At 69.1% G+C, this 22,823-nt stretch carries 29 protein-coding genes and 1 pseudogene; 16 read left to right on the top strand and 14 right to left on the bottom strand.

Annotated elements, in window-relative coordinates:
* The coding region (locus Q0W60_RS09575; protein ID WP_297694933.1) for a cupin domain-containing protein at positions 1-279 on the bottom strand (279 nt) is incomplete at its 3' end.
* A 388-nt stretch (positions 280-667) separates the two neighbouring features.
* Here Q0W60_RS09575 and Q0W60_RS09570 point away from each other — a divergent pair.
* Together Q0W60_RS09570 and Q0W60_RS09565 are read left to right on the top strand one after the other, a co-directional pair.
* Complete coding sequence (locus tag Q0W60_RS09570; protein WP_297694931.1) at positions 668-1,021, top strand: response regulator; 354 nt, start codon at positions 668-670, stop codon at positions 1,019-1,021.
* Positions 1,022-1,107: 86 nt separating this feature from the next.
* On the top strand, positions 1,108-4,854 hold the full coding sequence (locus Q0W60_RS09565; RefSeq protein ID WP_366075430.1) for a chemotaxis protein CheB: 3,747 nt from the start codon (positions 1,108-1,110) through the stop codon (positions 4,852-4,854).
* Positions 4,855-4,937: 83 nt separating this feature from the next.
* Here Q0W60_RS09565 and Q0W60_RS09560 read toward each other — a convergent pair whose 3' ends face one another.
* The 8 genes from Q0W60_RS09560 to Q0W60_RS09530 form a co-directional block, all read right to left on the bottom strand.
* On the bottom strand, positions 4,938-5,276 hold the full coding sequence (locus Q0W60_RS09560; RefSeq protein ID WP_297694927.1) for a glycine zipper 2TM domain-containing protein: 339 nt from the start codon (positions 5,274-5,276) through the stop codon (positions 4,938-4,940).
* 113 nt (positions 5,277-5,389) lie between these two features.
* Positions 5,390-5,551, bottom strand: a complete 162-nt coding sequence (locus tag Q0W60_RS09555; RefSeq protein ID WP_297694925.1) for a DUF3309 family protein — start codon at positions 5,549-5,551, stop codon at positions 5,390-5,392.
* Positions 5,552-5,627: 76 nt separating this feature from the next.
* Entirely contained in the window at positions 5,628-5,780 is a 153-nt protein-coding gene (locus Q0W60_RS17405) for a BA14K family protein (RefSeq protein WP_366075432.1), read from the bottom strand.
* A gap of 126 nt (positions 5,781-5,906) precedes the next feature.
* Positions 5,907-6,062: a hypothetical protein gene (locus Q0W60_RS09550; protein ID WP_297694923.1), complete on the bottom strand. Its 156-nt coding sequence runs from the start codon at positions 6,060-6,062 to the stop codon at positions 5,907-5,909.
* Between the two features lie 213 nt (positions 6,063-6,275).
* Positions 6,276-6,734: a host attachment protein gene (locus Q0W60_RS09545; protein ID WP_297694921.1), complete on the bottom strand. Its 459-nt coding sequence runs from the start codon at positions 6,732-6,734 to the stop codon at positions 6,276-6,278.
* 50 nt (positions 6,735-6,784) lie between these two features.
* Positions 6,785-7,852 carry a histidine kinase dimerization/phosphoacceptor domain -containing protein gene (locus tag Q0W60_RS09540; protein ID WP_297694919.1) on the bottom strand — a complete coding sequence of 356 codons (1,068 nt, stop codon included), beginning with the start codon at positions 7,850-7,852 and terminating at the stop codon, positions 6,785-6,787.
* 159 nt (positions 7,853-8,011) lie between these two features.
* The gene (locus Q0W60_RS09535) at positions 8,012-8,494 is read right to left on the bottom strand and encodes a DUF2147 domain-containing protein (RefSeq protein ID WP_297694917.1); all 483 of its coding nucleotides are present in this window, start codon (positions 8,492-8,494) and stop codon (positions 8,012-8,014) included.
* A 73-nt stretch (positions 8,495-8,567) separates the two neighbouring features.
* The gene (locus Q0W60_RS09530) at positions 8,568-8,933 is read right to left on the bottom strand and encodes a GlsB/YeaQ/YmgE family stress response membrane protein (RefSeq protein WP_366075426.1); all 366 of its coding nucleotides are present in this window, start codon (positions 8,931-8,933) and stop codon (positions 8,568-8,570) included.
* 181 nt (positions 8,934-9,114) lie between these two features.
* Between Q0W60_RS09530 and Q0W60_RS09525 the strand changes: the two genes are divergently transcribed.
* Positions 9,115-10,767 carry a Na+/H+ antiporter gene (locus Q0W60_RS09525; RefSeq protein WP_297694915.1) on the top strand — a complete coding sequence of 551 codons (1,653 nt, stop codon included), beginning with the start codon at positions 9,115-9,117 and terminating at the stop codon, positions 10,765-10,767.
* A 120-nt stretch (positions 10,768-10,887) separates the two neighbouring features.
* Positions 10,888-11,241 carry a PRC-barrel domain-containing protein gene (locus Q0W60_RS09520; protein WP_297694914.1) on the top strand — a complete coding sequence of 118 codons (354 nt, stop codon included), beginning with the start codon at positions 10,888-10,890 and terminating at the stop codon, positions 11,239-11,241.
* A 67-nt stretch (positions 11,242-11,308) separates the two neighbouring features.
* On the opposite strand, the gene Q0W60_RS09515 is transcribed toward Q0W60_RS09520, so the two are convergent.
* Both Q0W60_RS09515 and Q0W60_RS09510 read right to left on the bottom strand, forming a co-directional pair.
* Positions 11,309-11,509 carry a hypothetical protein gene (locus Q0W60_RS09515; protein ID WP_297694912.1) on the bottom strand — a complete coding sequence of 67 codons (201 nt, stop codon included), beginning with the start codon at positions 11,507-11,509 and terminating at the stop codon, positions 11,309-11,311.
* Positions 11,510-11,598: 89 nt separating this feature from the next.
* Positions 11,599-11,763 carry a hypothetical protein gene (locus tag Q0W60_RS09510; RefSeq protein WP_297694910.1) on the bottom strand — a complete coding sequence of 55 codons (165 nt, stop codon included), beginning with the start codon at positions 11,761-11,763 and terminating at the stop codon, positions 11,599-11,601.
* 665 nt (positions 11,764-12,428) lie between these two features.
* Between Q0W60_RS09510 and Q0W60_RS09505 the strand changes: the two genes are divergently transcribed.
* Positions 12,429-12,605 (top strand): hypothetical protein, encoded by a 177-nt coding sequence (locus Q0W60_RS09505; protein WP_297694908.1) that lies wholly within the window; start codon positions 12,429-12,431, stop codon positions 12,603-12,605.
* 307 nt (positions 12,606-12,912) lie between these two features.
* On the opposite strand, the gene Q0W60_RS09500 is transcribed toward Q0W60_RS09505, so the two are convergent.
* A complete protein-coding gene (locus Q0W60_RS09500; protein ID WP_297694906.1) occupies positions 12,913-13,161 on the bottom strand; it encodes a DUF2164 domain-containing protein in 249 nt (82 codons plus the stop codon).
* Positions 13,162-13,175: 14 nt separating this feature from the next.
* Between Q0W60_RS09500 and Q0W60_RS09495 the strand changes: the two genes are divergently transcribed.
* From Q0W60_RS09495 to panB, 8 genes are all read left to right on the top strand, one after another.
* On the top strand, positions 13,176-13,523 hold the full coding sequence (locus Q0W60_RS09495) for an ArsC family reductase (RefSeq protein ID WP_297694904.1): 348 nt from the start codon (positions 13,176-13,178) through the stop codon (positions 13,521-13,523).
* A gap of 128 nt (positions 13,524-13,651) precedes the next feature.
* Positions 13,652-14,122 (top strand): hypothetical protein, encoded by a 471-nt coding sequence (locus Q0W60_RS09490; RefSeq protein WP_297694902.1) that lies wholly within the window; start codon positions 13,652-13,654, stop codon positions 14,120-14,122.
* Positions 14,119-14,658, top strand: coding sequence for an RNA polymerase sigma factor (locus Q0W60_RS09485; RefSeq protein ID WP_297694900.1), 540 nt, complete (start codon positions 14,119-14,121; stop codon positions 14,656-14,658). Before Q0W60_RS09490 ends, Q0W60_RS09485 begins: the two co-directional genes overlap by 4 nt.
* On the top strand, positions 14,645-14,953 hold the full coding sequence (locus tag Q0W60_RS09480) for a hypothetical protein (RefSeq protein ID WP_297694898.1): 309 nt from the start codon (positions 14,645-14,647) through the stop codon (positions 14,951-14,953). The genes Q0W60_RS09485 and Q0W60_RS09480 overlap by 14 nt, the downstream gene beginning before the upstream one ends.
* Positions 14,954-15,057: 104 nt before the next feature.
* Entirely contained in the window at positions 15,058-15,438 is a 381-nt protein-coding gene (locus tag Q0W60_RS09475; protein WP_297694896.1) for a DUF6249 domain-containing protein, read from the top strand.
* Between the two features lie 26 nt (positions 15,439-15,464).
* Complete coding sequence (locus tag Q0W60_RS09470) at positions 15,465-16,049, top strand: sigma-70 family RNA polymerase sigma factor (RefSeq protein ID WP_297694894.1); 585 nt, start codon at positions 15,465-15,467, stop codon at positions 16,047-16,049.
* Positions 16,042-16,419, top strand: a complete 378-nt coding sequence (locus Q0W60_RS09465) for a hypothetical protein (protein ID WP_297694892.1) — start codon at positions 16,042-16,044, stop codon at positions 16,417-16,419. Before Q0W60_RS09470 ends, Q0W60_RS09465 begins: the two co-directional genes overlap by 8 nt.
* 6 nt (positions 16,420-16,425) lie before the next feature.
* Positions 16,426-17,253 carry a 3-methyl-2-oxobutanoate hydroxymethyltransferase gene (panB, locus tag Q0W60_RS09460; RefSeq protein ID WP_297694890.1) on the top strand — a complete coding sequence of 276 codons (828 nt, stop codon included), beginning with the start codon at positions 16,426-16,428 and terminating at the stop codon, positions 17,251-17,253.
* Positions 17,254-17,255: 2 nt separating this feature from the next.
* Here the strand turns inward: panB and Q0W60_RS09455 are convergent, their stop codons facing one another.
* Positions 17,256-18,344, bottom strand: a complete 1,089-nt coding sequence (locus Q0W60_RS09455) for a ferritin-like domain-containing protein (protein ID WP_297694888.1) — start codon at positions 18,342-18,344, stop codon at positions 17,256-17,258.
* 195 nt (positions 18,345-18,539) lie between these two features.
* Between Q0W60_RS09455 and Q0W60_RS09450 the strand changes: the two genes are divergently transcribed.
* The 3 genes and pseudogenes from Q0W60_RS09450 to der all read left to right on the top strand — a co-directional run.
* Entirely contained in the window at positions 18,540-19,298 is a 759-nt protein-coding gene (locus tag Q0W60_RS09450; protein ID WP_297694886.1) for a tetratricopeptide repeat protein, read from the top strand.
* A complete protein-coding gene (locus tag Q0W60_RS09445) occupies positions 19,295-20,686 on the top strand; it encodes a PQQ-like beta-propeller repeat protein (protein ID WP_297694884.1) in 1,392 nt (463 codons plus the stop codon). The genes Q0W60_RS09450 and Q0W60_RS09445 overlap by 4 nt, the downstream gene beginning before the upstream one ends.
* A gap of 20 nt (positions 20,687-20,706) precedes the next feature.
* Positions 20,707-22,044, top strand: a pseudogene (gene der / locus Q0W60_RS09440) (ribosome biogenesis GTPase Der); the annotation flags it as partial.
* A 28-nt stretch (positions 22,045-22,072) separates the two neighbouring features.
* On the opposite strand, the gene Q0W60_RS09435 reads toward der, so the two are convergent.
* Positions 22,073-22,822: an SDR family NAD(P)-dependent oxidoreductase gene (locus Q0W60_RS09435; RefSeq protein WP_297694882.1), complete on the bottom strand. Its 750-nt coding sequence runs from the start codon at positions 22,820-22,822 to the stop codon at positions 22,073-22,075.
* Position 22,823 lies beyond the last annotated feature (1 nt).

The following is a 22,823-nucleotide window of genomic DNA, read 5'->3' as shown; positions in this document are numbered from 1 at the left end:
CTTGTCGCCGGTGTTGACGACGTTGTGCCGGGCGCCGGCCGGGACCACGATCGCATCGTCGCTCTTGATTTTCGTGCGTTCGCCGTCGATCCAGACCTCGCCCTTCCCCTTCTCCAACCGGAAGAACTGGTCATGGTCGGGATGGACTTCCTCTCCGATCTCCTCGCCCGGCTTTAGGGCCATCACCACCAGTTGCAGGTGCTTGCCGGTATAGAGCACGCGGCGGAAGTCCCTGTTGTCCTCGGTCAGGTCCTCGATGTCCTGGACGAAGCCCTTCATGGTCGATCTCCTGTTGCAGCTCGCCGACGGTAGGTTCGAACCCGCGAGCGGCCATGCGCCATGTCAAACGCCTTCGCCGGATCAAGGGCTGCGCGCTTCGTCCCTTGAGGCTCCCGGACACGCCGTGGGACGCCCTGGAGGTCGTGTGAATCGCACGCAAAAAGCCCTGGGGGGTCAGCTCCGGCCGAAGCCCCTCCCTTGCGTCGGACGCCCGACGGCCGCCGCTCTTTGATCGCTTTTGATCTGGATCAGGAGAACGACGGTTATGTGTTATAGTGAATAGTTCAGCTGGCGGCTGGGCGTCGGCTGCCACGCGATCGAGCTCAAGGCGCCCGGAAAGAAAGTCGCGATGGTCCAGTCCACGACAGAACCATGGCGGGGCCTGCGGGTGCTGGTCGCCGAGGACAACGTGCTGATCGGGGATTTCATCCGGCAGATCCTGCTGGGGGCCGGCTGCAACGTCGTTGGCCCCTTCGAAGATCTCGAGAAGGCTCTCGAAGCCATCCGGCTCGAGCAGATCGACGGCGCCCTGCTTGACCTGGAGCTTGACGGCGTGAGCGTCCTCCCCGCGGCGATCGCCCTGGCCGAACGCAACATACCGTTCATCGTCGCCTCGGGCCGGGCAGGCACGGCGGATCTTCCGCCGCTCCTGGGCGGAGCGCCGTTCCTGCCCAAGCCTTTCGACGCCGCGCGTCTGGAGCGGTTCGTGCACGGCGCTTTTAGCCCGCGATACGCCGCCTGATAACGTAAGGGGGCCAAGGGGCGCTTCCCGAGGAGCCGGCTCGGGACCGGTCTCCTCCCCGCATCAGCCCAGCGAGGGGGCCAGCTATGTCGACCAGCGGTCCAGGTCCGCCGGGTGTGCGTGACACAATGCGGAGGCGGCGGCGACCGGATACCCGCGTCGAACCGGCTCGGCGCATCGATTTCCCGGTGGTGGGCGTTGGCGCCTCGGCCGGCGGCCTCGAGGCTTTTCGCATCCTGCTGCGCGCGCTGCCGCCTAAGAGCGGCATGGCGTTCATCCTGGTGCAGCATCTCGATCCTAGCCACGCCAGCATGATGGTCGAGCTTCTCGCCCCTCATGCCGCCATGCCGATGGTAGAAGCCGCGGAAGGCGCGCTGCTGGAAGCGGACCACATCTACGCAATCCCGCCGGGCCGTTACCTCTCTGTGGAGGGCGGCGCGCTGCGCCTTTCCAGCGTGCCCGGCCGCCCCATCATACGCATGCCGTTCGACTTTCTGCTGGAGTCCCTTGCCGAGCAGTTCGGCGACCACTCCGTCGCCGTGATCCTTTCTGGAACGGGGACCGACGGCGCCATCGGCGCCAAGGCGGTCAAGGCTGCGGGCGGCCTCGTGATCGCCCAGGATCCGGACGAGGCCGAGTACGACGGGATGCCGCGCAACGCCATAAGCGCCGGCGCCGTCGATCTGGTGCTGCCGCTCGCGGGGATTCCCAGGGCGCTTGCCGAGTATGGCGGACACCGCTACCTGAACCCGCGCAGCTCTGGCGAAGACGGTGGCGCAGACGAGGCCTACGGCCAGATCATCGAGTTGCTTCGCAAGCGCACCGCCCATGATTTCGCGCCCTACAAGCGGGGCGCCCTGGACCGCCGCATCGAGCGGCGGATGGCCCTGAACGGCCTTGCCGCGAGCCAGGCTTATCTCGAGCTGCTGGCGCGCGACCCCGCCGAGGTTCAGCGCCTGGCCGACGACCTGCTCATCAATGTCACCCGCTTCTTCCGGGATGGGGCGGCCTTCGACGTCCTCGCGCAGGAGGTCCTTCCCGGCCTGGTGCAGCAGCGTCCGCCGGACCAGCCGATCCGCGTCTGGGTCACGGGCTGCAGCACGGGCGAGGAAGCCTATTCGATCTGCATGCTGCTGCTCGAGGCGATCGCCAGGGCCAAGCGGGACATCCGGCTGCAGATCTTCGCCACCGACGTCGATGCGAAGGCGGTCTCCATCGCACGCGAAGGGCTCTACCCGCCGACCATCGAGGCGGACGTCTCGCCGGAGCGTCTGGCCCGGTTCTTCGTGCGGGAGGAGAAGGGCTACCGGGCGGCCCGCGAACTGCGCTCGTCCATCGTCTTCTCGGTGCATGACCTGGTGAGCGACGCGCCGTTTTCGCGACTGGACCTGATCAGTTGCCGCAACTTGCTGATCTATCTGCGTCCCGAGGTTCAGCAGAAGGTCATCGGCCTCTTCCACTTCGCCCTCGGGGAGGGCGCCGTCCTCTTCCTCGGCGGGTCGGAGACGGTCGGCGCCGCCGGCGACCGGTTCGAGCCGATCTCCAAGAAGCAGCGGATCTACCGTCATATCGGCCGCAGTCGGCCTGGCGATGTGGAACTCCCCCTTGGCCTCGGCAAAGTCGCGCGCACCGTTTGGACGCGGCCGCCGCCGCCAACGTCAGGCCCGCGTCCCGGAGTCGGGGATTTCGCCCGGCGGGTGCTGCTCGAGACCTATGCGCCGGCGTCTATCCTCGTCGGGCGGCGGCGTCAGGGGGTCTACTACTTCGGCCCCACCGACCTCTACCTGAAGATGCCCAGCGGCGAGGCGAGCCTCGACGTGCTGGCGGCGGCGCGCGAGGGATTGCGGGCGGCGATCCGGACGGCGATCGAAAAAGCCGCTCAGCAACCGGACCCCGTCACCGTTGCGGGACGGGTGAAGCGCGACGGCGTCTCGACGCCTGTCGACGTCACCGCTCGGGCGGTGACGAATGCGGGCGAGGACCTGATCCTCCTGAGCTTCGTGGATCTGCCGCAATCTGAGCGCTCCACGCAGGCGCTGCCGGAGCCGCAGGTCGACACCTCGCACGTCGCGCGACTGGAGGAGGAGCTGGAGGCCGCCCGCCGGGACCTTGAGGCGGCCATTCGCGACCGCGACATCGCCGAGGAGGAAATCCGGGCCATCAACGAAGAGGCCATGTCGGTCAACGAGGAGTTCCAGACCACCAACGAGGAGCTCGAGACCTCGCAGGAGGAGCTGCAGTCGCTGAACGAGGAGCTGACGGCGCTGAACAGCCAGCTGCAGGAGGTGCTCGACCAGCAACGCTCCACCGGCGACGACCTCCAGAACATCCTGAACAGCTCCGACATCGCCACCATAATCCTCGACGACCAGCTCAGAATCCGCTTCTTCACGCCGGCCGCGAGGGCGCTGTTCAGCGTGATCGCCACGGACGTCGGTCGCCCGCTGGCCGATCTGGTCCATCACTTCGCCAACGCGGCGCTGCTCAGCGACGCGCGCGCCGTTCTGTCCAGCCTGGTCCCTACCATCCGCGAGGTCGAGGCCGAGAACGGCGCCTGGTACAACTGCCGGACCTTGCCTTTCCGGACCAAGGAAAACCGCATCGAGGGCGTGGTGATCACCTTCGCCGACGTCACGGCCCGGAAACGCGCGGAGGACGAGGCGAACGCGGCCAAGCTCGTGGCCGAGAGCGCAAGCCTGGGCAAGTCCAGGTTCCTGGCCGCTGCAAGCCACGACCTGCGCCAGCCCCTGCAGACCCTGACCCTGCTGAACGGGTTGCTGGGCAGGAAGGTGCAGGACAAGGACACGGTCGAGCTGGTCGCCCGCGGCAACGAAGCCCTTATGGCCATGTCGGGCATGCTCAACACGCTGCTCGACATCAACCAGCTCGAAGCCGGGGTGGTGCGGCCGGAGATCGTGGACTTCCCCATCGCCGACCTGCTCGACCCGCTGCGGACCGAGTTCGCGTACCACGCTAAGGCGAAGCGCCTGGGCTGGCGCGTGCTGCCGTCGCGGCTGGCGGTCCGCACCGATCCGCGGCTGCTGGATCAGGTGGTGCGCAATCTGCTGTCGAACGCGGTGAAGTACACCAAGAAGGGCCGGATCGTCCTCGGATGCCGCCGGCGTGGCGACAAGCTTCGTATCGAGGTCTGGGACACCGGCCTCGGAATTCCCGAGGCTCAGCTTCGCGCGATCTTCGACGAGTTCCACCAGATCGATAATCCGGCGCGGGAGCTCAGCCGGGGACTGGGCCTCGGACTGGCGATCGTGCAGCGCCTGGCGGACCTGCTTGGCCACGCGGTCGACGTCCGTTCGAAGGTTGGCCGCGGATCGGTGTTCTGCGTCGAGGTGCCGCTGTCCCCGGCCGGGGCTCCCCTGGCAGGGAAGCCGCCTTCGACAGTGCTCGACCCGCCTGCAGCACGTGGCGGCACGATCCTGATCGTCGAGGACGACCCGGCGCTGCGGGAGTCGCTGGCGCTGTTTGCTACGACGAACGGCCATGCGGCTGAAACGGCGGCCGACGGCGCCGATGCGATCCGGCTGGTCGAGCGCGAGGGCCTGCGGCCGGACCTCGTCATCGTCGACCACAATCTGCCCCATGACCTGACGGGCCTGCAGGTCCTGTCGCGGCTGCAGGCCACGCTCGGGCCCGGCCTGCCAGCCATCGTCCTGACGGGCGACATATCGACCGCCACCCTGCGCGAAATCGCGGCGAAGGGGTATGAGCATCGGACCAAGCCGGCCTCGACCGAGGACCTGACGCGCCTCATCCGGCGCCTGCTGTCCGAGAGCTCGCCAGAGGCCCCTCGGGCTCGAGACACAAGCGATACCTGATACCGCGGACACGGCGCGGCAGGCCGCTTGCACGCAATGCCGCATGGCGGCCTGCCCGGAGGCGCTGCCGCCGTGGGCGGCTCTCAGCGTCGCCGATATTCGTAGTGGCACTCGCGGTTTCGCTTGGCCTGCTTCTTGGCGATCTGATGGCCCGCGACGGCCCCGGCGCCGGCGCCGATCACGGTCCCGGCGGTCTTCGATCCGTGGCCGGCGACGACGTTGCCCAGGACCCCGCCTGCGACCGCGCCGACCACCGTGCCTTTGTTCGCCTCCTTGCGAACGTCCTTGCACACGAGGACGCGCGTCTCGTGGGAATGTGACCGATGCTTGGTCTGCGCCGCGCCCGCCTCGGTCGTCGAGAACAGGGCCGCAAGGGCCAGGGCCAGGCTGGCGGTGAGGTGAGTTCGCAGGCTGTGCTTCATCGGATGTGCCTTCTGCCAAGGTCGCTGGAGCGTGGCGAGTTCGTGCAGGCGAGATCGCCCCGGCGAGAACTGGCCTCGTGCCGCCATCGCCGGAACGGCGGCCGCAATTCTTCTCAGGTGCGGAAGACGCCCAAGAGCCAAAGCACGATCAGGACGACCACCACCAACCCCAGGACGCCGCCCAATCCGGCGCCGCCATAGCGTCTATAGCCGTAGTAGCCACCGCCTCCGCCAAAGATCAGAACGAGTAGAACAATGATAAGAATCAGGGACATTGGCGGCCTCCCATGCGGTTCTGATTTTGCCGAGGGCCGGGAGCGATCAGCCGCGACCCCCGGTGATGCTGTCACCTCAGCGGGTGCAGTAGTGCCGGTAGCCGTCCTGTCCGGCGTAGGTGCCGGTGTTTGGATCGAAGTCCGGGTACGTTGCGCGGCACCGGCTCTGCCAGTCGCGGTCGTTCCGGTGAGAATAGTAGTGGTCGCGGTCGCTGTTCGACCCCGCTATCGCGGCGCCCAGGGCGAAGCCGATGATGCCGCCTGCGACGGCGGCTCCTGTCGCTGCGTCCTGCTCCTCGTAGTGATCGTTCCGCCAGACGTAGCGATGGCGGTTCTGCTGCTCGACGCGCAGCCGTTAGCGGCAGTCGTCGCGGCGCTCGCCGGCGTAGCAGCCGCCGCCGCTGTATTGAGCCCCATAGTGCGTGCGCTCGCCATAATAGGGGCCGGTGGCGCAAGCGGCGGACGAAAGACCAACAACGGCGGCGAGGACGGTCGTCAGGGCGTGGCGCATATTCGGACCTCTGCTGTCGGCCGACCTCGTCCCTGGCCTTGATTGCGGCTTGGCTCGCCTCAATGATGAAGCTGCACCTCTGCCCGCGGCCGACATTGATCCTGGTCAAGACTGGTCGGCTTGACCCTGCGCACGCTGTAAATCCGATCTTGGCGATGGCCGCAGACGCCGCTCGCTCTTGGCGCGCCGACGGCGCGCCGCCGCCCGGTCTCTTCAGCCCCGTCCGGCCTCGTTCAGCTGGGCGAAGTGCTTTCCGAGCTCGGAATTGGGCGTCTTGGTGAGGTCTTTCTGGAGCTCGGCCGCGACCTTCAGTCTCGTCGGCGCCTCGAGGGCTTCGTTGAGCCATTCGAGCGCGTGGGCCGGCGCGACCAGGACAAGCTGGTCGAACTCCTCGCGGGCGGCGGCCTCGTTCAGCGCTGCGGCGACCTTGGCCACGAAGCTCCGCTTCTCGGCCTGGTGAAGGTCATGGCGCGGCTCGATGGCGTGGTGGGCGGAGCCGGAGCTTTCATGGACTCTCCCGGGTCGCTCGGCGCCAATATCGTGGGTCTTGCCGTGGATTTCCGCAGAGACGAATTCCCGATGGGTTTCGAATGCATCCCGATCGTCGCGCCTTCGCACCACGCGGGCCCGTCCGCCGTCGGTGATCACATACCAGGTCGTGGAGCTTTTCATGTGCTTACACCTCTCGGAACCTTGAGGGCGCCGCCCCGAGCCGGAGTTCGTCAAAGCGCCGCCGCTTGAGACGACGGTCCGGCCTCGACTGACTCCAGGTGGGTATGGATCAAGGAAACAGCTGTGCCGGGGTGCGCGTTCGCGACCTGCGCACGCGCGCGCAACTGCCTTGCGAGCGCCGCCACGATGCTGGTCCCAAGGCCCGGAGTGGCGCTCGCCGCGTCCTCGGGCATGCCGACGCCGTCGTCCGCGACCGACAATGTCCAGTTCCGACCCTGCGCGTGGTAAGCGACCACGATCCTGCCTGGCCGGCCGCCGGGAAAGGCGTGTTTCAAGGAGTTGATCACGAGCTCGGTGACCACCAGTCCGAGGCTCACTGAGACCTCCGCCGGAACGGACCTGGCGTCCGCGTTCACCTCCAAGGTCAGCTGGCCGGGATCGCGGATCATGGACGCGCCGATGCTTTCGCAGAGCTGGGTGAAATAGCCGCGAAGCTCGACATCGCCCAGACGGGATGCGGCCAACTGCTGTTGCAGGGTCGCGACCGACATCACCCGGCTATGGGCGTCCCTGAGATAGCCCCGCGCCTCCTCCGACCGCACCTGCCGCGCGCTCTGGAGGATCACGCTGGCGATGATCTGCAGGCTGTTTGCGACCCGGTGCTGGATCTCCTGAAGCAGGATGGCCTTTTCCCGCAGCAGGTCGTCCTTCAGCTTTTCGGCGAGCCGCGCGTCCGTGACGTCTGTCACGGAGAGCAGGAGGCGGACGTGTTCCGGGTCGCCGTAGTCGAGCTTCTGGGCGTTGATGATCAGGCGTCGCGGTTTGGCCCGGTCGCCCCTCAGGTCCATCTCGTAGGCGTCGACCTGAGCGTTGCCGGCGGACGTCGCCTTCAGCAATGCCCTGAGCTGAGGAACATTCCATTCCCCTGAGTGCAGGTCGAAAAGCGATTGTCCCTCCGCGCTCGTGCGATCGACCTGGAAGGCGGTGAAGAAGGACGCGCTGGCCGCGACGACCTTGAAATCGTCGTCGAGGAGGACCAGCGGCGCGGTCGAGGAGCCGACCACGGCCAAAGCCAGGGCGAGGCCGGTATCCGGATCAAGCGTGGCGCGGGCAGCCATGGCTGTCCCTTCGAACGACCGGAGCCTCGCGGAGCGAAAGACGTACCCGGGATATATCGAGCCTGGGGTGGAACGCAGCCGAGCTCAGCGAGAGAACCTTAGCACGTATGACGGCGCCGTGGCGGACTTTCGAACCGCGCGCCCTGGCCTTCGTATGCGTCAGCACCATCCCTCCGTCGTGTCGTGGGGCGCCCGGCTCAGCGTCTTGGTCGTGCCGAACAGTGGAACGCCGCGAAAGATGCGAGCGACGATCACATCGTCGGACTTGAGCTGGGCCGTCACGTTGTAGGCCCTTCCGTCGTCCGGATTGTAGAACCACCCGTCCACCCAGTGATTGGACCCCGTCGGGCGCAGGCCCCAAAGGATGGTCAGTCCGCAGAGTTTACGTCGCCGCAGCGCGGGAACGGGATTTTTCTTGTCGAGATTCAACGCCCCTTGGGGATCGCGCGGAATCCGCAGCCAGACGATCCGGCCGCACATCAGGCCTTCGCACTCGAAGATCTGCACCGCCACCCGACCGTCCATCAGCCACACGCCGGGCGGCACCGCCGGCGCAGGTTGCTCAACGGCGGGCTGGGCCGGGGCCGCCACGGGGCGGCCGAGCGCTGCGGCGATGAGGATGGCGGCGCCAAGACGCCTCAACCGGTGGCGCGAACGCCATCGTCCCGCTCGACCGTAAGCAATCGCCGTCACTGTGGCCCACGTCCGGATGCGCTCAGAGCGCGCGGCGGCGGAACAGCAGATGGTACAGAAGGAGCAGCACGACCGCGCCAGCCACGGCCACGAACATGCTGTAGAGGTTGAAGCCGGTGACGCCCGCGGCCCCGAAGAAGCGCGTGAATATGAAGCCGCCCACGAAGGCGCCGACAATGCCCAGCACGATGTCCATGATCAGGCCCGCGCCTGTCTTGTTGACGATCCTGCTGGCGATGAAGCCGGCGATGAGGCCCAGAACGAGCCATCCGATGATCGACATTGCAGCTGTCCTTTCTTCGTCCGAAGAGGTGACGGCCTGCCGGGCGGGCGGCCGCAGGTCGGGCAGCATATTGAAGAACCGCCGCGGCGCTTTGACGAGGGTCAAGCACGGTCAGATCTGCGCGGAGGATGCGGCGGCGTCGCAAATGAGAGCCGCGCCGGAGCACGGCGAACGCGCGCCAGTCTCCTTCGGACCGGTCCGCGTCGGGTCCCGCCGCATCTCGTTCGGAATGTCGCTTCCTCTGCCCGCCTTCTAGGATCGCGGGGCCAGCTGTTAGCGTGGGGACATGGACGTCGTCACGACCGTACTGCCGCTGTTGCTCGCGGTCGCGCTTTCGGGAATGGCGGCGCAATTCACGCCGGCGCCGCTCCCGCTCCTGCAGATCGGGCTGGGTGTTGCGCTCGCCCTGATCTTCGGACTGCGCGTGCGGCTGGATCCAGCCCTGTTTTTCGTCCTCCTGGTTCCACCGCTGCTGTTCGCAGACGCCTGGCGCATTCCCAAGGCCGAGGTCTTTCGGCTCAAGGGGCCGATCCTGACGATGGCCATCGGTCTCGTCGTCTTCACGGTCTTGGGGATCGGCTGGTTCGCCCACTGGCTGGTCCCGAGCCTGCCGATTGCGATGGCTTTCGCCCTCGGAGCCGTCCTGTCTCCGACCGATGCGGTCGCGCTGAAGGCGCTCGCGCACGACACCCCTATTCCTCCACGCCTCTTGCACATCCTCAGCGGCGAAGCCCTCATGAACGATGCGACGGGCCTGGTGTGTCTCAGGTTCGCCCTCGTAGCGATGATCACCGGCGCCTTCTCCCTGGCCGGGGCGGCATTCACGTTCGTCGAGCTTGTCGCCGTCGGTCTCCTCGTGGGCGCTGCGGCGGCGTGGCTCTTTGGCGCGGTCCAAAGCCGGATGGTGCGCTGGGGCGCCGACCACTCAGCGACGCAGGTCCTGCTCGGCCTGCTGCTTCCTTTCGCGGCCTATCTCGCCGCCGAGGGCCTGCACGGATCGGGGATTCTGGCGGCGGTCGCCGCGGGGGCGACGCGGGACCGGATGGGACTGCGGAGCGCCGGCAAGCTCGCCACCCGCATGCAGGTGGCCGCGGTCTGGGACATGCTGGAGTTCACGCTCAATGGCCTGATCTTCCTGTTGCTCGGACTGCAGGCTCCAGCGCTCCTGGCGGAAGCTCCCGCGCTGGCCCGGGCCTTCGCGGGCGGCCATGTCCTTCTGCTGGTCGGCTACCTCTTCGCCATCGCCGGGGCGCTCCTGGTCCTGCGGCTGGCCTGGGTCTGGGCCTCGCTCGAATTCACGCTCTATCGATCGTCGCTGCGCGGGGTGACGAGGTCCCATCCCGGGTTCCGGGTCATCGCCGCGAGCGCGGTCGCGGGCGTGCGCGGCGCCATCACCCTCGCGGCGGTCCTTTCCCTCCCCCTGGCTCTGCCCAACGGCGCGCCGCTCCCCGGCCGCGATCTGGTGGTCTTCTTCGCCATGGGTGTGATCCTCTGCTCCTTGCTCACGACGGCGGTCGTCTTTCCGTTGCTGCTTAAGGGACTCGCCTTGCCCGACGAGGCCGCCGCCGTGGCCGAGGAACGGCGCGCGCGGCTGGCCCTGGCCGAAGCCGCCCTTCGACAGATGGAGGAAGTCGGACATGCGACGGCTGCGGGTTCCACGGGTCCCGAACGGATCGCCGACGCGGAGGCGGGCGCGCTGGTGATGGACGACTATCGGGCGCGGCTCGAGGCGAAGGCGCAGACGGAGGAAGCGCGCCGGAAATTGCGGCGGTCGTCCGCCGCCGACCGAACCTTTCGTCTGGCCGCCCTGCGCGCGGAGCGGGACGAACTGTCCCGCCTGAGGGAGAGGGCGGAAATAGGCGACGCGGGCTTCCGGAAACTCCTGCACGAGCTGGATTTGGCGGAAGCGGCGCTCGCTGGAGCGAAAGGCCATCAATAGGCCCGCGGATCGCGCCGCAATCTCGCCCGTTTGCGCGGAACGGCGGGTGGTCTGGGACGTTGCGGTGGGGCATCGAGACGTTCGTCGAACGCCCTCGCAAATGAAGGTGGGAGTCGCCCGGTGACGGCGAGCCTGGTGAAATCCAGCGACGTGATTGGCATGCCGCTCACGGGCCAGGAGGGGCGAAAGCTCGGGACGGTGCGGGAGATGTACGTCGATCCCGCGGCCGGCTCAGTGGCGTACCTCATCGTGGAGGCGGCCGGCTTGATCGGCGGTTCGGGCAAATATCATCCCGTGCCTTTCAGGATCGCGCGCTATGACGGCGTCGGCCGGTCGTTCCAGGTCGACGTCACCAAGGACCGCTTCAAGGAATCGCCAAGCTACGACCGTGAGCAGCTCAGCGGCGCAGGGTACGGATGGGCTGAGCAGGCCGGCCGTTTTTTCTCTGCATCGCCCGCCTCGGGGGAGGCCTGACCGCAGTCTCCACGCACGATTGCGCCAGCGCCCGCGCAACGGGCTCTCGCCGGCCTCTCCACGCCCGTTAGGGATGGTCCGCCTCGTCCTTGGCGATCAGGGCGTCGAACTCGAGAATCTCGCGCCTGAGATCGGCGGCCGCCTCGGCGGACATGTCCAGTCCGCCGGAGCGCAGGGTGAGCGCGCCCCTCTCGAACATGTTCAGTTGCCGGATCAGCATCGTGCGCAGGTCGCGCCAGCGCTGAACGATCTCGGTCTGCGTTTCCATCCCCGGAGCATATGGCCATGCGCCCGCCAGAGCGACCGGAGTCCCGCGGTCCCCTCGAGCCGCCGGTCCAGCTGGACCGGAACCCGGCGCTAGCCGGGGTTCATCGGCTCCCGCACGTGCAGCATCTTGCGCAGCAGGAGATCGTCAGAGGCCCTGCGTTGCGCTTCGAGCCTCGCAAGCTGCTCGGCATAGGTGGGCGTGGGCGCATCGACGGCTGGGGAGAGCACCGGGGGCGGCTCCGTGGCAGGCTTCATCGGCGTTCCAGGTCGCGTACGCAGGCGCGCAGCAGCTGTGTTCGGGCAGGCGTGAGGTTTGCGGCCTTGAGCTCTTCAAGCGCGCCATCCAAGGGCCATCCGCGATGACGCGTCCCCAGCATCCAAATCTCCGTCCTGACCTCCGCGTCCGTGGGGAAGGCGCCGCGCCACCAGGAACCGATGCTCATCGGCTGGGCCTTGCAAAGAACTTGGACATCGTCGTCTCCGATGGCGCCGCATCCGACGAGATCGACCGCTTCGATGGCGGCACACGCCCGACGGCGCTCGCCACACACGTGGGAAGCCGCCATGCCGATTACGAGGCCTCGACTCCGGGCTCCGGCGCGGCCGAGGCTCAGACCGGTCCCGGAGCGCTCTCCCCAAGTGGTTCATCACCAGAGCCCTCGCCGCACTTCGCCACGTCCGATGGTCTGGGTGCTCCGCCCAGACGTCCTCTGGTGAATCGCGAACCGGCACCCCATATCCCCTGCGTGTCGTCGGTCCTGTGCCGAGAGACAAGCGGTCGATCATCTCCGACGCGGCGCACACTTCGAGACAATCATGCCTGTGCTTTTCGCTACGTCCGCGGCGCTTGTCGTGGTCGCGGTTATCCTTCCAAAATTCTTCAGCCTTATCGGCAAACGGCGGCCGCTGTGACCGCCTCCATGTCTGCGGACCTCGCCCGGGACAACAGCTTCCTGCGCCAGCGCAACGCCCAGCTCCAAGGTGACGTCACCGCCCTCCAGGCGGAGGTCGAGCGGCTTCGCCAGATCGTCGAGCGGCTGCATGGTCGCACCCCCGGGCGCCCGCCGAATCCGCTGGGCGGGGGGCAATCGTCATGATCGCAAGCGATATCAGGGCCGCGGAGTATCGCGCCAAGGCCCGGCAGGCCCTCGCGACCGCCGGGTCCAGCGGTCTGATCCAGGTCCGGCGCCGCCAGGAGGCGGCCGCAGACGTATGGATGGGGCTAGCCGACTTCGAAGATCGACGGAGCGCTTACGCCCGCGACATGGGCGCCGGTCCGCCGGCCAGAGCCAGGCCGGCGTTTGGCCTGGTTTCCCCGACGGTTCCCCTCTAGCAAGCCCTGGCCGCGCCCGCAGGCGTCAGCGTCCGGCTCATCGCCACGGCCCGTCCCGCCAAGGGGTCCGCCTACGCCTTCACCGGCTTCTCGAGCTCGTAGAGCGCTTCGCCGACCGCTTCGAGCTTGGCGCGGAGGTTCACTTGCGCGTCCGCCAGCGCCTGGTTGTAGAAATAGGGCCCGATGCGCTCGGCGATGAAGTCCAGGAGGAACTGGACGTCGAAGGGCGTGACCTCCACCTCCAGCTCGGTCTTGAGGTAGGCTGCAAGCGCCCGGACCGCCGCCTCGCGGGCGTCCTTGGCGAGTTCGATCTTCGGCATGGGAGCCCCCCACCTTGGCAGCCACCCTTTACGGCATCCGCAACTGCGACACGATGAAGAAGGCCTGGACCTGGCTCGACCGGGCGGGCGTCGCCTACGCGTTCCACGACTACAAGAAGCAGGGGATCGAGCGGAGCCGGCTGCAGGCCTGGGTGCGGGAGGTCGGCTGGGAAACCCTGCTCAACCGGTCGGGGACCACCTTCAGGAAGCTTCCGGACGCGGACAGACAGAACCTCGATGCGGCGAAGGCCATCGCGCTGATGGCGGCCCAGCCCTCGATGATCAAGCGCCCGGTGCTGGACCACGACGGCAAGCTGCTGGTGGGCTTCCGGCCGGAGGCCTATGCGGCGGAGTTCGCTTGAACGGCGGTGGCCCTGCGCCCGGTTGCGGCGGATACTGCGGCGTCGCATCCGTCCGGGGCGCCGGCGGCGACTAGGGGCGAGCGCGGGCGGGGAGGGGCTCCGCATGCGCCGTCCAGGAGCGACAGCTCATGTACTTCGACGATTTCTTCCGCAGCTACTGGTGGCTGCTGTTTCCCATCGGCTTCTTCGCCTTCGGCGCGTGGGATCGCTGGCTCGCCTACAAGCGCAGCCGCGACCACCTGGAGCTGATCCGGAGCTATCACGCCCAGGGCAAGGAGCCGCCGCCGGAGCTGCTCCGCGCGGCCGGCGATCCCTATGCGGACCCGGCGTGGGGGGCGGGCGCGCCGCCGCCCTATCCGGGACCCTATGGCCTTTACGGCCGTCGCATGTGGCGCCGCTACTATCGCTGGGGACCCTATTGGCAGTGGCGCAGCGCCTTCGTCACGGGCGCAGTGGCGGCCGGGTTCTGGTGGGCGTCTGAGTACTCCGACATCCCCGGCGCTTACGGCGCCTTCCGGCTGGTCGCGGTCGTCATGAGCTTCGTCTTCGTGGGCAACCTGCTCGGGGCGATCTTCTCGAGCGCCTTCCGTCCGAGATGAAGCTGGAGGGCCTCGACGAGAGCCTCGTCGCCGCGGCCCAGGCGGGGTCGACGGAGGCCTTCTCGCGGCTCGTGGAGCGGCATCAGCAGGCGGTGCGCGCGTTCCTCAGGCGGGCATGCGGCGACTGGGGGCTGGCCGACGATCTTGCGCAGGAGACCTTCCTCGCCGCCTGGTCGCGGATCGGCCGGCTGAAGCGCGGCGCGAGCGTCAGGGCGTGGCTCTGCGGCATCGCCTACCGCAAGCACCTGACGGCGCTTCGCGCCTCGTTTCGCAGCCGCGCCCGGGACGGCGCCTACGAGGCCGCGCGGACCCAGGCCGCGGGCGGCCGCCTGGATGACCGGCTGACGCTCGAGCGCGTGTTGGCCGCCCTGCCGCCGGACCAGCGCGCCTGCGTTGCCCTGTGCCTGGCGGCGGAGTTCAGTCACGCCGAGGCGGCCGAGGCGCTGGGCCTGCCGCTCGGCACGGTGAAGAGCCACGTGACGCGCGGCCGCGCGCGTCTCTTGGAAGCGTTGGGAGTGCAAGATGACCGAGGCTGACGCGCGCCTGGCGGCGCTGTTCGCCGGCGACGCGCCGCCGGCCCGCGATCCGGACTTCTCCACCGCGGTGATGGAGCGGCTGGCGCGCCGGAGGTGGCTGGAGGACCTCGCCCTGCTCGCCGGCCTCAGCGTCGTCGGCGGCGCGGCGCTCTGGGGCCTGTGGCCCGCGCTGCAGCCGACGCTCGCGGCGCTGTCCGGCGCGCTCGCGCCGGCCGCGGCCCTGCTGGCCGCCGCGCTTTGGGGCGCGGCGCTGCTCGGCGGCCGGCCCGCCGGGGCGCTCGGCGCGGAATCATGAGCAAAGTTTAAGTCGCGTTCGTGCATCCGTCGTCCGGCGGCCGAGCCTCTTTCTCCACGAGAAGCACGCTCGATCGCTGTGCAATTGAGAAAAAGGGGCAACCGATGGTCGCGATTATGATCCTCCTGATCATCTTCGGTTCGATCACCGCCATGGTGGTCGCGCCGATGTACTTCCGCTCGCAGGAGCGCCAGCGAATGCTGGAAATGATGCGGGTCGCCATCGAGAAGGGCGAGCCGATGCCGGAGAACGTCACCGAGGCGATCTCCCGCAGCGCCAGGATCCGGCCGGCGCTGTCGCCGCAGCGCGACCTGCGCACCGGCATCATCTGGCTGGGCGTCGGCGTCGGCCTGGCCGCCATGGGCCTCGCCCTGAATTTCGATGATCCGGACGCCACCATGCCGATGATCGGCATCGCCTGCTTCCCGGCGTTCATCGGGATCGCCTTCATCGTCATGTACTTCCTCAACCGCGATCGCGAGTAGGCGGACCGGCCGAGGGGGAGAGGCCCATGGCGGGCGCCACACAGCTGAGGATCGCAAGCCTCCACGACGTGGAGCTGTGCGGTCTGGCGGCCACCGGCGAGCGGCGAGCCTTCGGAGAGCTCGTGCGCCGGCACGGCTCCAGCGTGCGCGCCCTGCTGCGCCGCATGGGCGCCCAGCCCAGCCAGGCCGACGACGTGGCGCAGGACGCGTTCATCACCGCCTTCGAGCGGATCACCGACTTCCGGGGCGAAGGGACCTTCGCCGGCTGGGTGAAACGCATCGCGGCGCGGCTCTACCTGAAGCGTCTGCAGCGCGAGCGCCGGCTCGGCGAGCTGGCGGCGGAGAGCGCGCCCGCGGACGAGGGCCAGGTTGCGGCCGACGCCGAGGCGGCGATCGATCTCGACGGCGCGCTGAAGGCCCTGGCGCCCGGCGAGCGGGTCTGCGTCACCCTCTGCTTCGGGACGGGGCTGAGCCATGCGGAGGCGGCGGAGGCCTTGAACCTGCCGCTGGGAACGGTCAAATCCCATGTCAAACGTGGTCTGGATAAGCTCAGAGCGCGCCTGGCGCCGGCCGGCGGCGCCTCGCTGGAAGGGAGACGCGGCAATGGCTGAGGTCGACTTCGAGCGGCGGCTTGAGCGCCTCTTCGCGGACGCCCCGGAGCTGCCGGACGCGGCCGCCTTCGCCGGGCGGGTCGAGCGGCGGCTGAACACCGGCTGGACCGCGCGCCGCTGGCTGATCGGCGCCGCGGGCGTCGGCGGCGGGATCATCGGCGCCAGCCAGATCGTGATGTCCAACCTCGTGCAGCGCGTGGAGTCCGCGGGCGATTCCGCTAAAGTTCTCAGCGCCGGCTTGACTCAGATCACGCCGAGGGCCGAATGGCTCACGAGCCTCTACAGCGGGGGCGCTGTGGTGTGGATCGCATCGGCCCTGGCCATCGTGGCCATGGGATTTGCGCTCTCCCGCGTGATCGAGGAGCTCTAGCTTTTCATGTCATCCCATCGGCAGGAGCGGGTCCGGCGGCTTGCGGCGCCTGACATTACGCAGCGTAAATCCAAGACGCCGATCGTCTGCCTGACCGCCTACACCACCCCCATGGCCGAGATCCTGGACGAGCATTGCGACCTGCTCCTGGTCGGCGATTCCGTGGGCATGGTGATTCACGGCCTGCCGAACACCGTGGGCGTGACCATGGAGATGATGATCCTGCACGGCCAGGCGGTGATGCGCGGCTCGCGCCACGCCATGGTGGTGGTCGACATGCCGTTTGGCGCCTACGAGGGCTCGCCGGAGACCGCCCACGCCAACGCCGTGCGGCTGATCAAGGAGACCGGCGCCCAGGCGGTGAAGGTGGAGGCCGGCCCGACCGTGGCCGAGACCATCGGCTACCTTGTCCAGCGGGGCGTTCCGGTGATGGGCCATGTGGGGCTGCGGCCGCAGGCGGTGCACCTGGAAGGCGGCTTCAAGGCCAAGGGCCGCGAGTCCGAGGAGCGCCAGCGGATCCTCGAGGCGGCGCGCGCCGCGGCGCACGCCGGCGCCTTCGCCCTGGTCGTCGAAGGGGTGGCCGAGGGCCTCGCGCGCGAGATCACCGAGGCGGTCCCGGTCCCGACCATCGGCATCGGCGCGTCCTCCGGCTGCGACGGCCAGATCCTGGTCACCGACGACATGCTGGGGCTGTTCGACTGGACCCCGAAGTTCGTGCGCCGTTACGCCGACCTGCGCGGCGAGATCTCGCGCGCGGTGGGCGCCTACGCCGACGACGTCCGCGCCCGCCGCTTCCCGGGCCCTGCGGAGATCTATTTCGCCAAGGCCGGCTGAGCCTACTCGGCGGGCTCCAGCTTCCCGGCGCGGGCGATCACGCTGTCGACATAGGCGCGGCGCGCGTCGAAGTCGCGGGCGATGGTCTCGTCCTCGTCCTGCAGCGCCTGCACGTCGGCCTCGGCGAATTCCAGGATGCCCATCTCGCCGTAGCCCTTGCGGATCGTCTCGCCCCAGAGCCCGATGTCCTTCACGATCGGCACGATGCGGGTGAACAGGCTGGAGCGGAACTTCTGCATGAAGCCGGAATCGTACATGTGCGCGGCGCACTCGGCGGGATCGAGGCCCAGCGTCTTCCAGACCTCCACGGCATCGAACCGGTCGCGCATCAGGTAGCAGGCCTCCAGCAGGAATTCTTCCCGCTCGTCGCGCTCCTTCTGGGTCAGCTGCGGATAGTAGTCGCGCAGCGCCAGCCGGCCGAACGCCACGTGCCGGCTCTCGTCCTGCATCACGTAGGCGTTGACCGCCGCCGCCAGCGGGTTCTGGGCGTGGTCGCGGATCTGCTGGAAGGCGGCGAGCGCCAGGCCCTCGATCACCACCTGCATGCCGAGGTAGGTCATGTCCCAGCGGGTATCCCGCAGCACCTGGTCGATCAGCTCCTGCAGGGGCGGGGTCATCGGATAGGCGACGCCGAACTTCTCAAGCAGGCGCTTGTAGCTCTCCACGTGGCGCGCCTCGTCGATCACCTGGGTGGCGGCGTAGAACTTGGAATCCACGTCCGGCACCTGCGTCACGATCTTGGCCGCGCAGATCAGCGCGCCCTGTTCGCCCTGCATGAACTGGCTGATCTGCCAGGCCTGGAAGTGCCGGCGCACGCGCGCCTTCTCCTTGGCCGACATCTTCTCGTAGGTCGCCATCCCGGAGATCGGCAGCATCTCCTCGGGCAGCTGCTCGGGGTTGTCCTCGTCGAGCTCCTGCGACCAGTCGATCCGCGTCTCGGCGTTCCACTGCATCTCCACGCCGCGGCGGTAGAGGTGCATCATCGTCTGGCGGCCATCGTCGTAGTCCCAGTTGAACCGCGCATCGAAGGCCTGGGGCACGGCCCAGACGGCGCCGTCGGGCGGGATGGCGTAGACGTCCTTGATCGACATGGGGCGCGTTCCTTGCGGTCCCGGGGCGGCTCTCGCCGCGGGCTCGCGATCGACGTTAGCCCAAGCGCGCGCGGACGTCATTTTCCAACCGCGAGTTCGCCCGATGCGGCCAAGTGGCAGGCGTTGCGGGGCCCTGCGGCGCGCTATAGGTTCCCGGCCTCTGCGCGGCGCGGCCGCCATTCCCCGGAGTCCCGATTGACCGATCTGTTCGAAGAGGTCGAGGAGCAGCTTCGCTCCGAGCGCTATCGGGCGCTGGGGCAAAGGGCCTTGCCGTGGGTGCTCGGCCTGGGCGCGGCCGCGCTGATCGCGGCGCTCGCGGTCTGGGGCTGGCAATCCTATCGCCAGCAGGCGATCGCCAAGGCCTCCGACGAGTACGGCGCAGCCCTCGACGCCATGGGCCAGGGCCACAAGGCGGCCGCCGCCCGGCTCTGGACCGAAGTCTCCAGGTCGCCCGCAAAAGGCTACAGGTCGCTCGCCCTGATGCAGCTCGGCGGGTTGAGCATGGGCGACAACAAGCCCGCCGAGGCGGTGAAGTACTTCGATCGGGCGGCCCAGGCCGCGCCCGACGACATCATCGGCGACGCCGCGCGCCTCAAATCTGCCTTCGCCTTGCTCGACACCGCCCCGGAGACGCAGGTGGAGGCGCGCTTGACCCCGCTGATCGGCGACAAACGCCCCTACCGGGTGCAGGCGCGCGAGGCGCTCGGCTTTGCCAAGCTGATGGCCGGCGACGGCGCGGGCGCCCGGCGCGAGTTCTCGATGATCGCCAACTCCCTCGACGCGCCGGAGGGCGCGCGGGAGCGCGCCAAGGCGGCGATCAACCTGATAGACTCCGGCTCGGCCAAGGCGGTCCCCGGACTCGCCAAGGCCCAGGCGGCGCTGCCGCCGAGGCCGCAGCTCACGCCAGGCGGAGCCCCCGCACAGCCGCAACCGCAAGTCCCGGAACCGCAATGACGCCGCAGCGCCGCCACGTCCTCCTCGCTGTCCTGCTGAGCGCCGCGATCGGCGCGAGCGGCTGCTCGACGGTCAGCCGGCTCAATCCCTTCCACGGGTCGTCAGGGTCCAAGGAGAGCGCGGCCGAGGGCCCGCGGATCTCGATCCTGCAGCCTGAGGAGCAGCTCACGCCGGCCGCGGCGCTGAAGGGAGTCGACTTCTCCCTGCCGCCCGCGGCGCCCGTCGCCGACTGGCCGCTGCCCGGCGGCACGCTGGAGCAGTCGGTCGAGAACATCGACGCCGCGCCCAGTCTCGCCATCGTCTGGCGCCGCGGCATCGGTCAGGGCACGAACAACGCGATCCACATCACCGCCCCGCCGATCGAGGCGGCGGGACGGGTTTACACCATGGACGCCGAAGCCGGCGTCTCGGCGCACGACGCGCGCACGGGCGCCGAGGTCTGGCGCGTGAACCTGCGGCCCACCGACAACCGGCGCGACCGGGAGTCGTTCGGCGGCGGCCTCGCTTTCCTGGACGGCAAGCTCTACGTCTCGTCGGGCTTCCGCTTCGTGGCGCAGCTCGATGCGGCGAGCGGCAGGCTCGGATGGCGGACGCGCACCGACGAGCCGATCCACGCCGCGCCCACCGTCGCCGACGGCCGCGTCATGGTGGTGGCGCTGGACAACTCCCTGCTCACCTTTGACGCGACCACCGGCCAGCCCGGATGGAGCTACCAGGCGCTCTCGGAGCCGGCGCGGATCCTCGCCGCATCCAGCCCGGCGGTGTCCGGCGACACGGTGGTGGCCTCGTTCGGCTCGGGCGAGTTGGTCGCGCTGCGCACCGCCAACGGCAACGACCTGTGGGACGAAGCCTTGTCGCGCGCCAGCCGCACCAGCGCGCTCTCCGAGATCCGCGACATCCCCGGCCGCCCGGTGATCTACCGCGGCGACGTTTTCGCGGTGAGCCACTCCGGCGTGTTCGCCGCCACCGACCTGCGCAGCGGCCAGGCCCGCTGGAGCCTGCCGGTGGTGGGGATAACCTCGCCCTTGCCGGTCGGCGATGTCGTCTACGTGGTCTCCAAGACCGGGCAGCTGATCTGCGCCTCGCGCGACAGCGGCCAGATCTATTGGACGCGCGATCTCAACCAGGGCTTCGTCGGCAAGCGCCGCGGCGGCTTCTTCGGGATCGGCGGCTCGCGCAGCATCCGGCCGATCTGGTCCAGCCCGATCCTCGCTGACAACCGGCTGATCCTAACCGGCTCGTCCGGCGACCTCATCGCGGTCAACGCCAAGACCGGCGCGATCGAGAAGCGGGTCGACCTCGGCGCGCCGACGCTGCTCTCGCCGATCGCGGCAGGCGACATGATCTATGTGGTGACCGACAACGCCCAGCTGATCGCGCTGCGCTAGTCCGGAGGTGGACCGACGTCATGGCGCTGAAACTGGCGATCGTCGGCCGTCCCAACGTCGGTAAGTCCACGCTGTTCAACCGTCTTGCGGGGCGCAAGCTCGCCATCGTCGACGACATGCCCGGCGTCACCCGCGACCGCCGCTTCGCCACCGGCCGGCTCGGCGACCTCGATCTCGAGCTCATCGACACCGCCGGATTCGAGGACGTCACGGACGAGAGCCTGGAAGCCCGCATGCGGGTCCAGACGGAGCGGGCCATCGACGAGGCCGACGTGGCGGTGCTGGTCATCGATGCGCGCGAGGGCGTGACGCCGCTCGACGAGGTGTTCGCCGATCTGCTCCGCAAGCGCGGCAAGCCGGTGGTCGTGGCGGCCAACAAGGCCGAGGGCCACGCGGGCGAGGCCGGCGCGCTGGAGGCCTATCGCCTGGGCCTGGGGGAGCCCGCGCCGATCTCGGCCGAGCACGGCGAGGGGATGAGCGATCTCTATGCGGCGATCTCCGCCGTCGCCTGGCCGGAAGAGGACGCGGCGGAGGACGAACCCGGCGAGAAGCCGATCCGCATCGCCATCGTCGGCCGGCCGAACGCGGGCAAGTCGACGCTGGTCAACCGGCTGATCGGCGAGGAGCGCCTCCTCACCGGCCCCGAGGCCGGCATCACTCGCGACGCCGTCCCCGTCGACTGGGTCTGGCAGGATCGCCGCATCCGCCTGGTCGACACCGCCGGCCTCAGACGCAAGGCCAAGGTGCACGAGAAGCTCGAGAAGCTCTCCACCCAGGACGCGATCCGGGCGATCACCTTCGCTGAGGTGGTGATCCTGGTGATGGACGCCACCCACCCATTCGAGATTCAGGACCTGCAGATCGCCGACCTGGTCGAGCGGGAGGGCCGCGGGCTGGTGTTCGCCCTCGCCAAGTGGGACCTGGTCGCCGAGCCCCAGGCGGTGCTGCGTGAGCTCGTCGAGGCGGCGCAGCGGCAGCTCCCGCAGGTCAAGGGCGCGCCGATCGTGGCGCTGTCGGCCGAGACCGGGCGCGGGCTCGAGCGCCTGATGCCCGCCGTGATCAAGGTGCACGACGACTGGTCGACCAAGGTCAAGACGCGCGACCTGAACGACTGGCTGCAGATCGCCATCCAGCGGCATCCACCGCCGGCGGTGAACGGCCGGCGGATCAAGCCCAAGTACATGGCCCAGACCAAGGCGCGGCCGCCCACCTTCGTGCTGTTCGCCAGCCGCGCGGCGCAGCTGCCGGACAGCTACCGGCGCTACCTGGTCAACTCGCTGCGCGAAAGCTTCGATCTGCCGGGCGTGCCGATCCGGCTGACGGTCAAGTCGAACCGCAACCCGTACGCCGAGGGGGAGGAGCGCGCTCCGGCGCCGCGGCCCGGCCTCAGGCCGGCGCGAGGCGGCCGGTCTGCTTCCACGCGGCGAAGCTCACGGGCTTGATCGGAAGGTCCAGGTCGGCCAGCGCGAGCTCGACGACCAGCGGGCCGATTTCGGCGGGCTCCGGCAGGGTCTGCGGGTCCTCGCCGGGCATCGCCTCGGCGCGCATGCGCGTGCGCATGGGCCCGGGACTCAGCAGCACCCCGCGCACGCTGGTCTTCTCGAGCTCGTCGGCCCAGGTGCGGACCATGGCTTCCAGCGCCGCCTTGGTGATCGCGTAGGGGCCCCAGAAGGCGCGCGGATGGGCGGCGGCGCCGGAGGTCAGGAAGATCGCCCGGGCGGCCGGGGCGGCGCGCAGCAGCGGCTCGGTCGTGCGGATCAGGCGATAGCTCGCCGTCAGGTTCACCGCCACCACGCGGTCCCAGTGCGCGGGCTCGATGTGCGACACCGGCGTCATGGGGCCCAGGATCGCCGCCGCGTGCACCAGCACGTCGAGCCGGCCGAACCGCTGATGGATCTGGTAGCCCAGCTGGTCGAGGCCGCTCCCCTCGGCGATGTCCAGCGGAACGAGCGTCGCGCCCTGGCCGGTCGCGGCGCGGACCTCGTCGTCCAGCTCCTCGAGCCCGCCCTGGGTGCGGGCGACGGCGATCACGTGGGCGCCGGCCTTGGCCAGCGCCAGGGCCGCGGCCCGGCCGATCCCGCGGCTCGCGCCGGTGACCAGCGCGATGCGCTCGGAGAGAGGGGCCGCCTCGGACATG

Source organism: Phenylobacterium sp., from assembly GCF_025934275.1.
Classification (GTDB): Bacteria; Pseudomonadota; Alphaproteobacteria; order Caulobacterales; family Caulobacteraceae; genus Phenylobacterium.
Note: the sequence above shows the minus strand (reverse complement) of the source record. Positions and strands in the feature narration are given on the sequence as shown.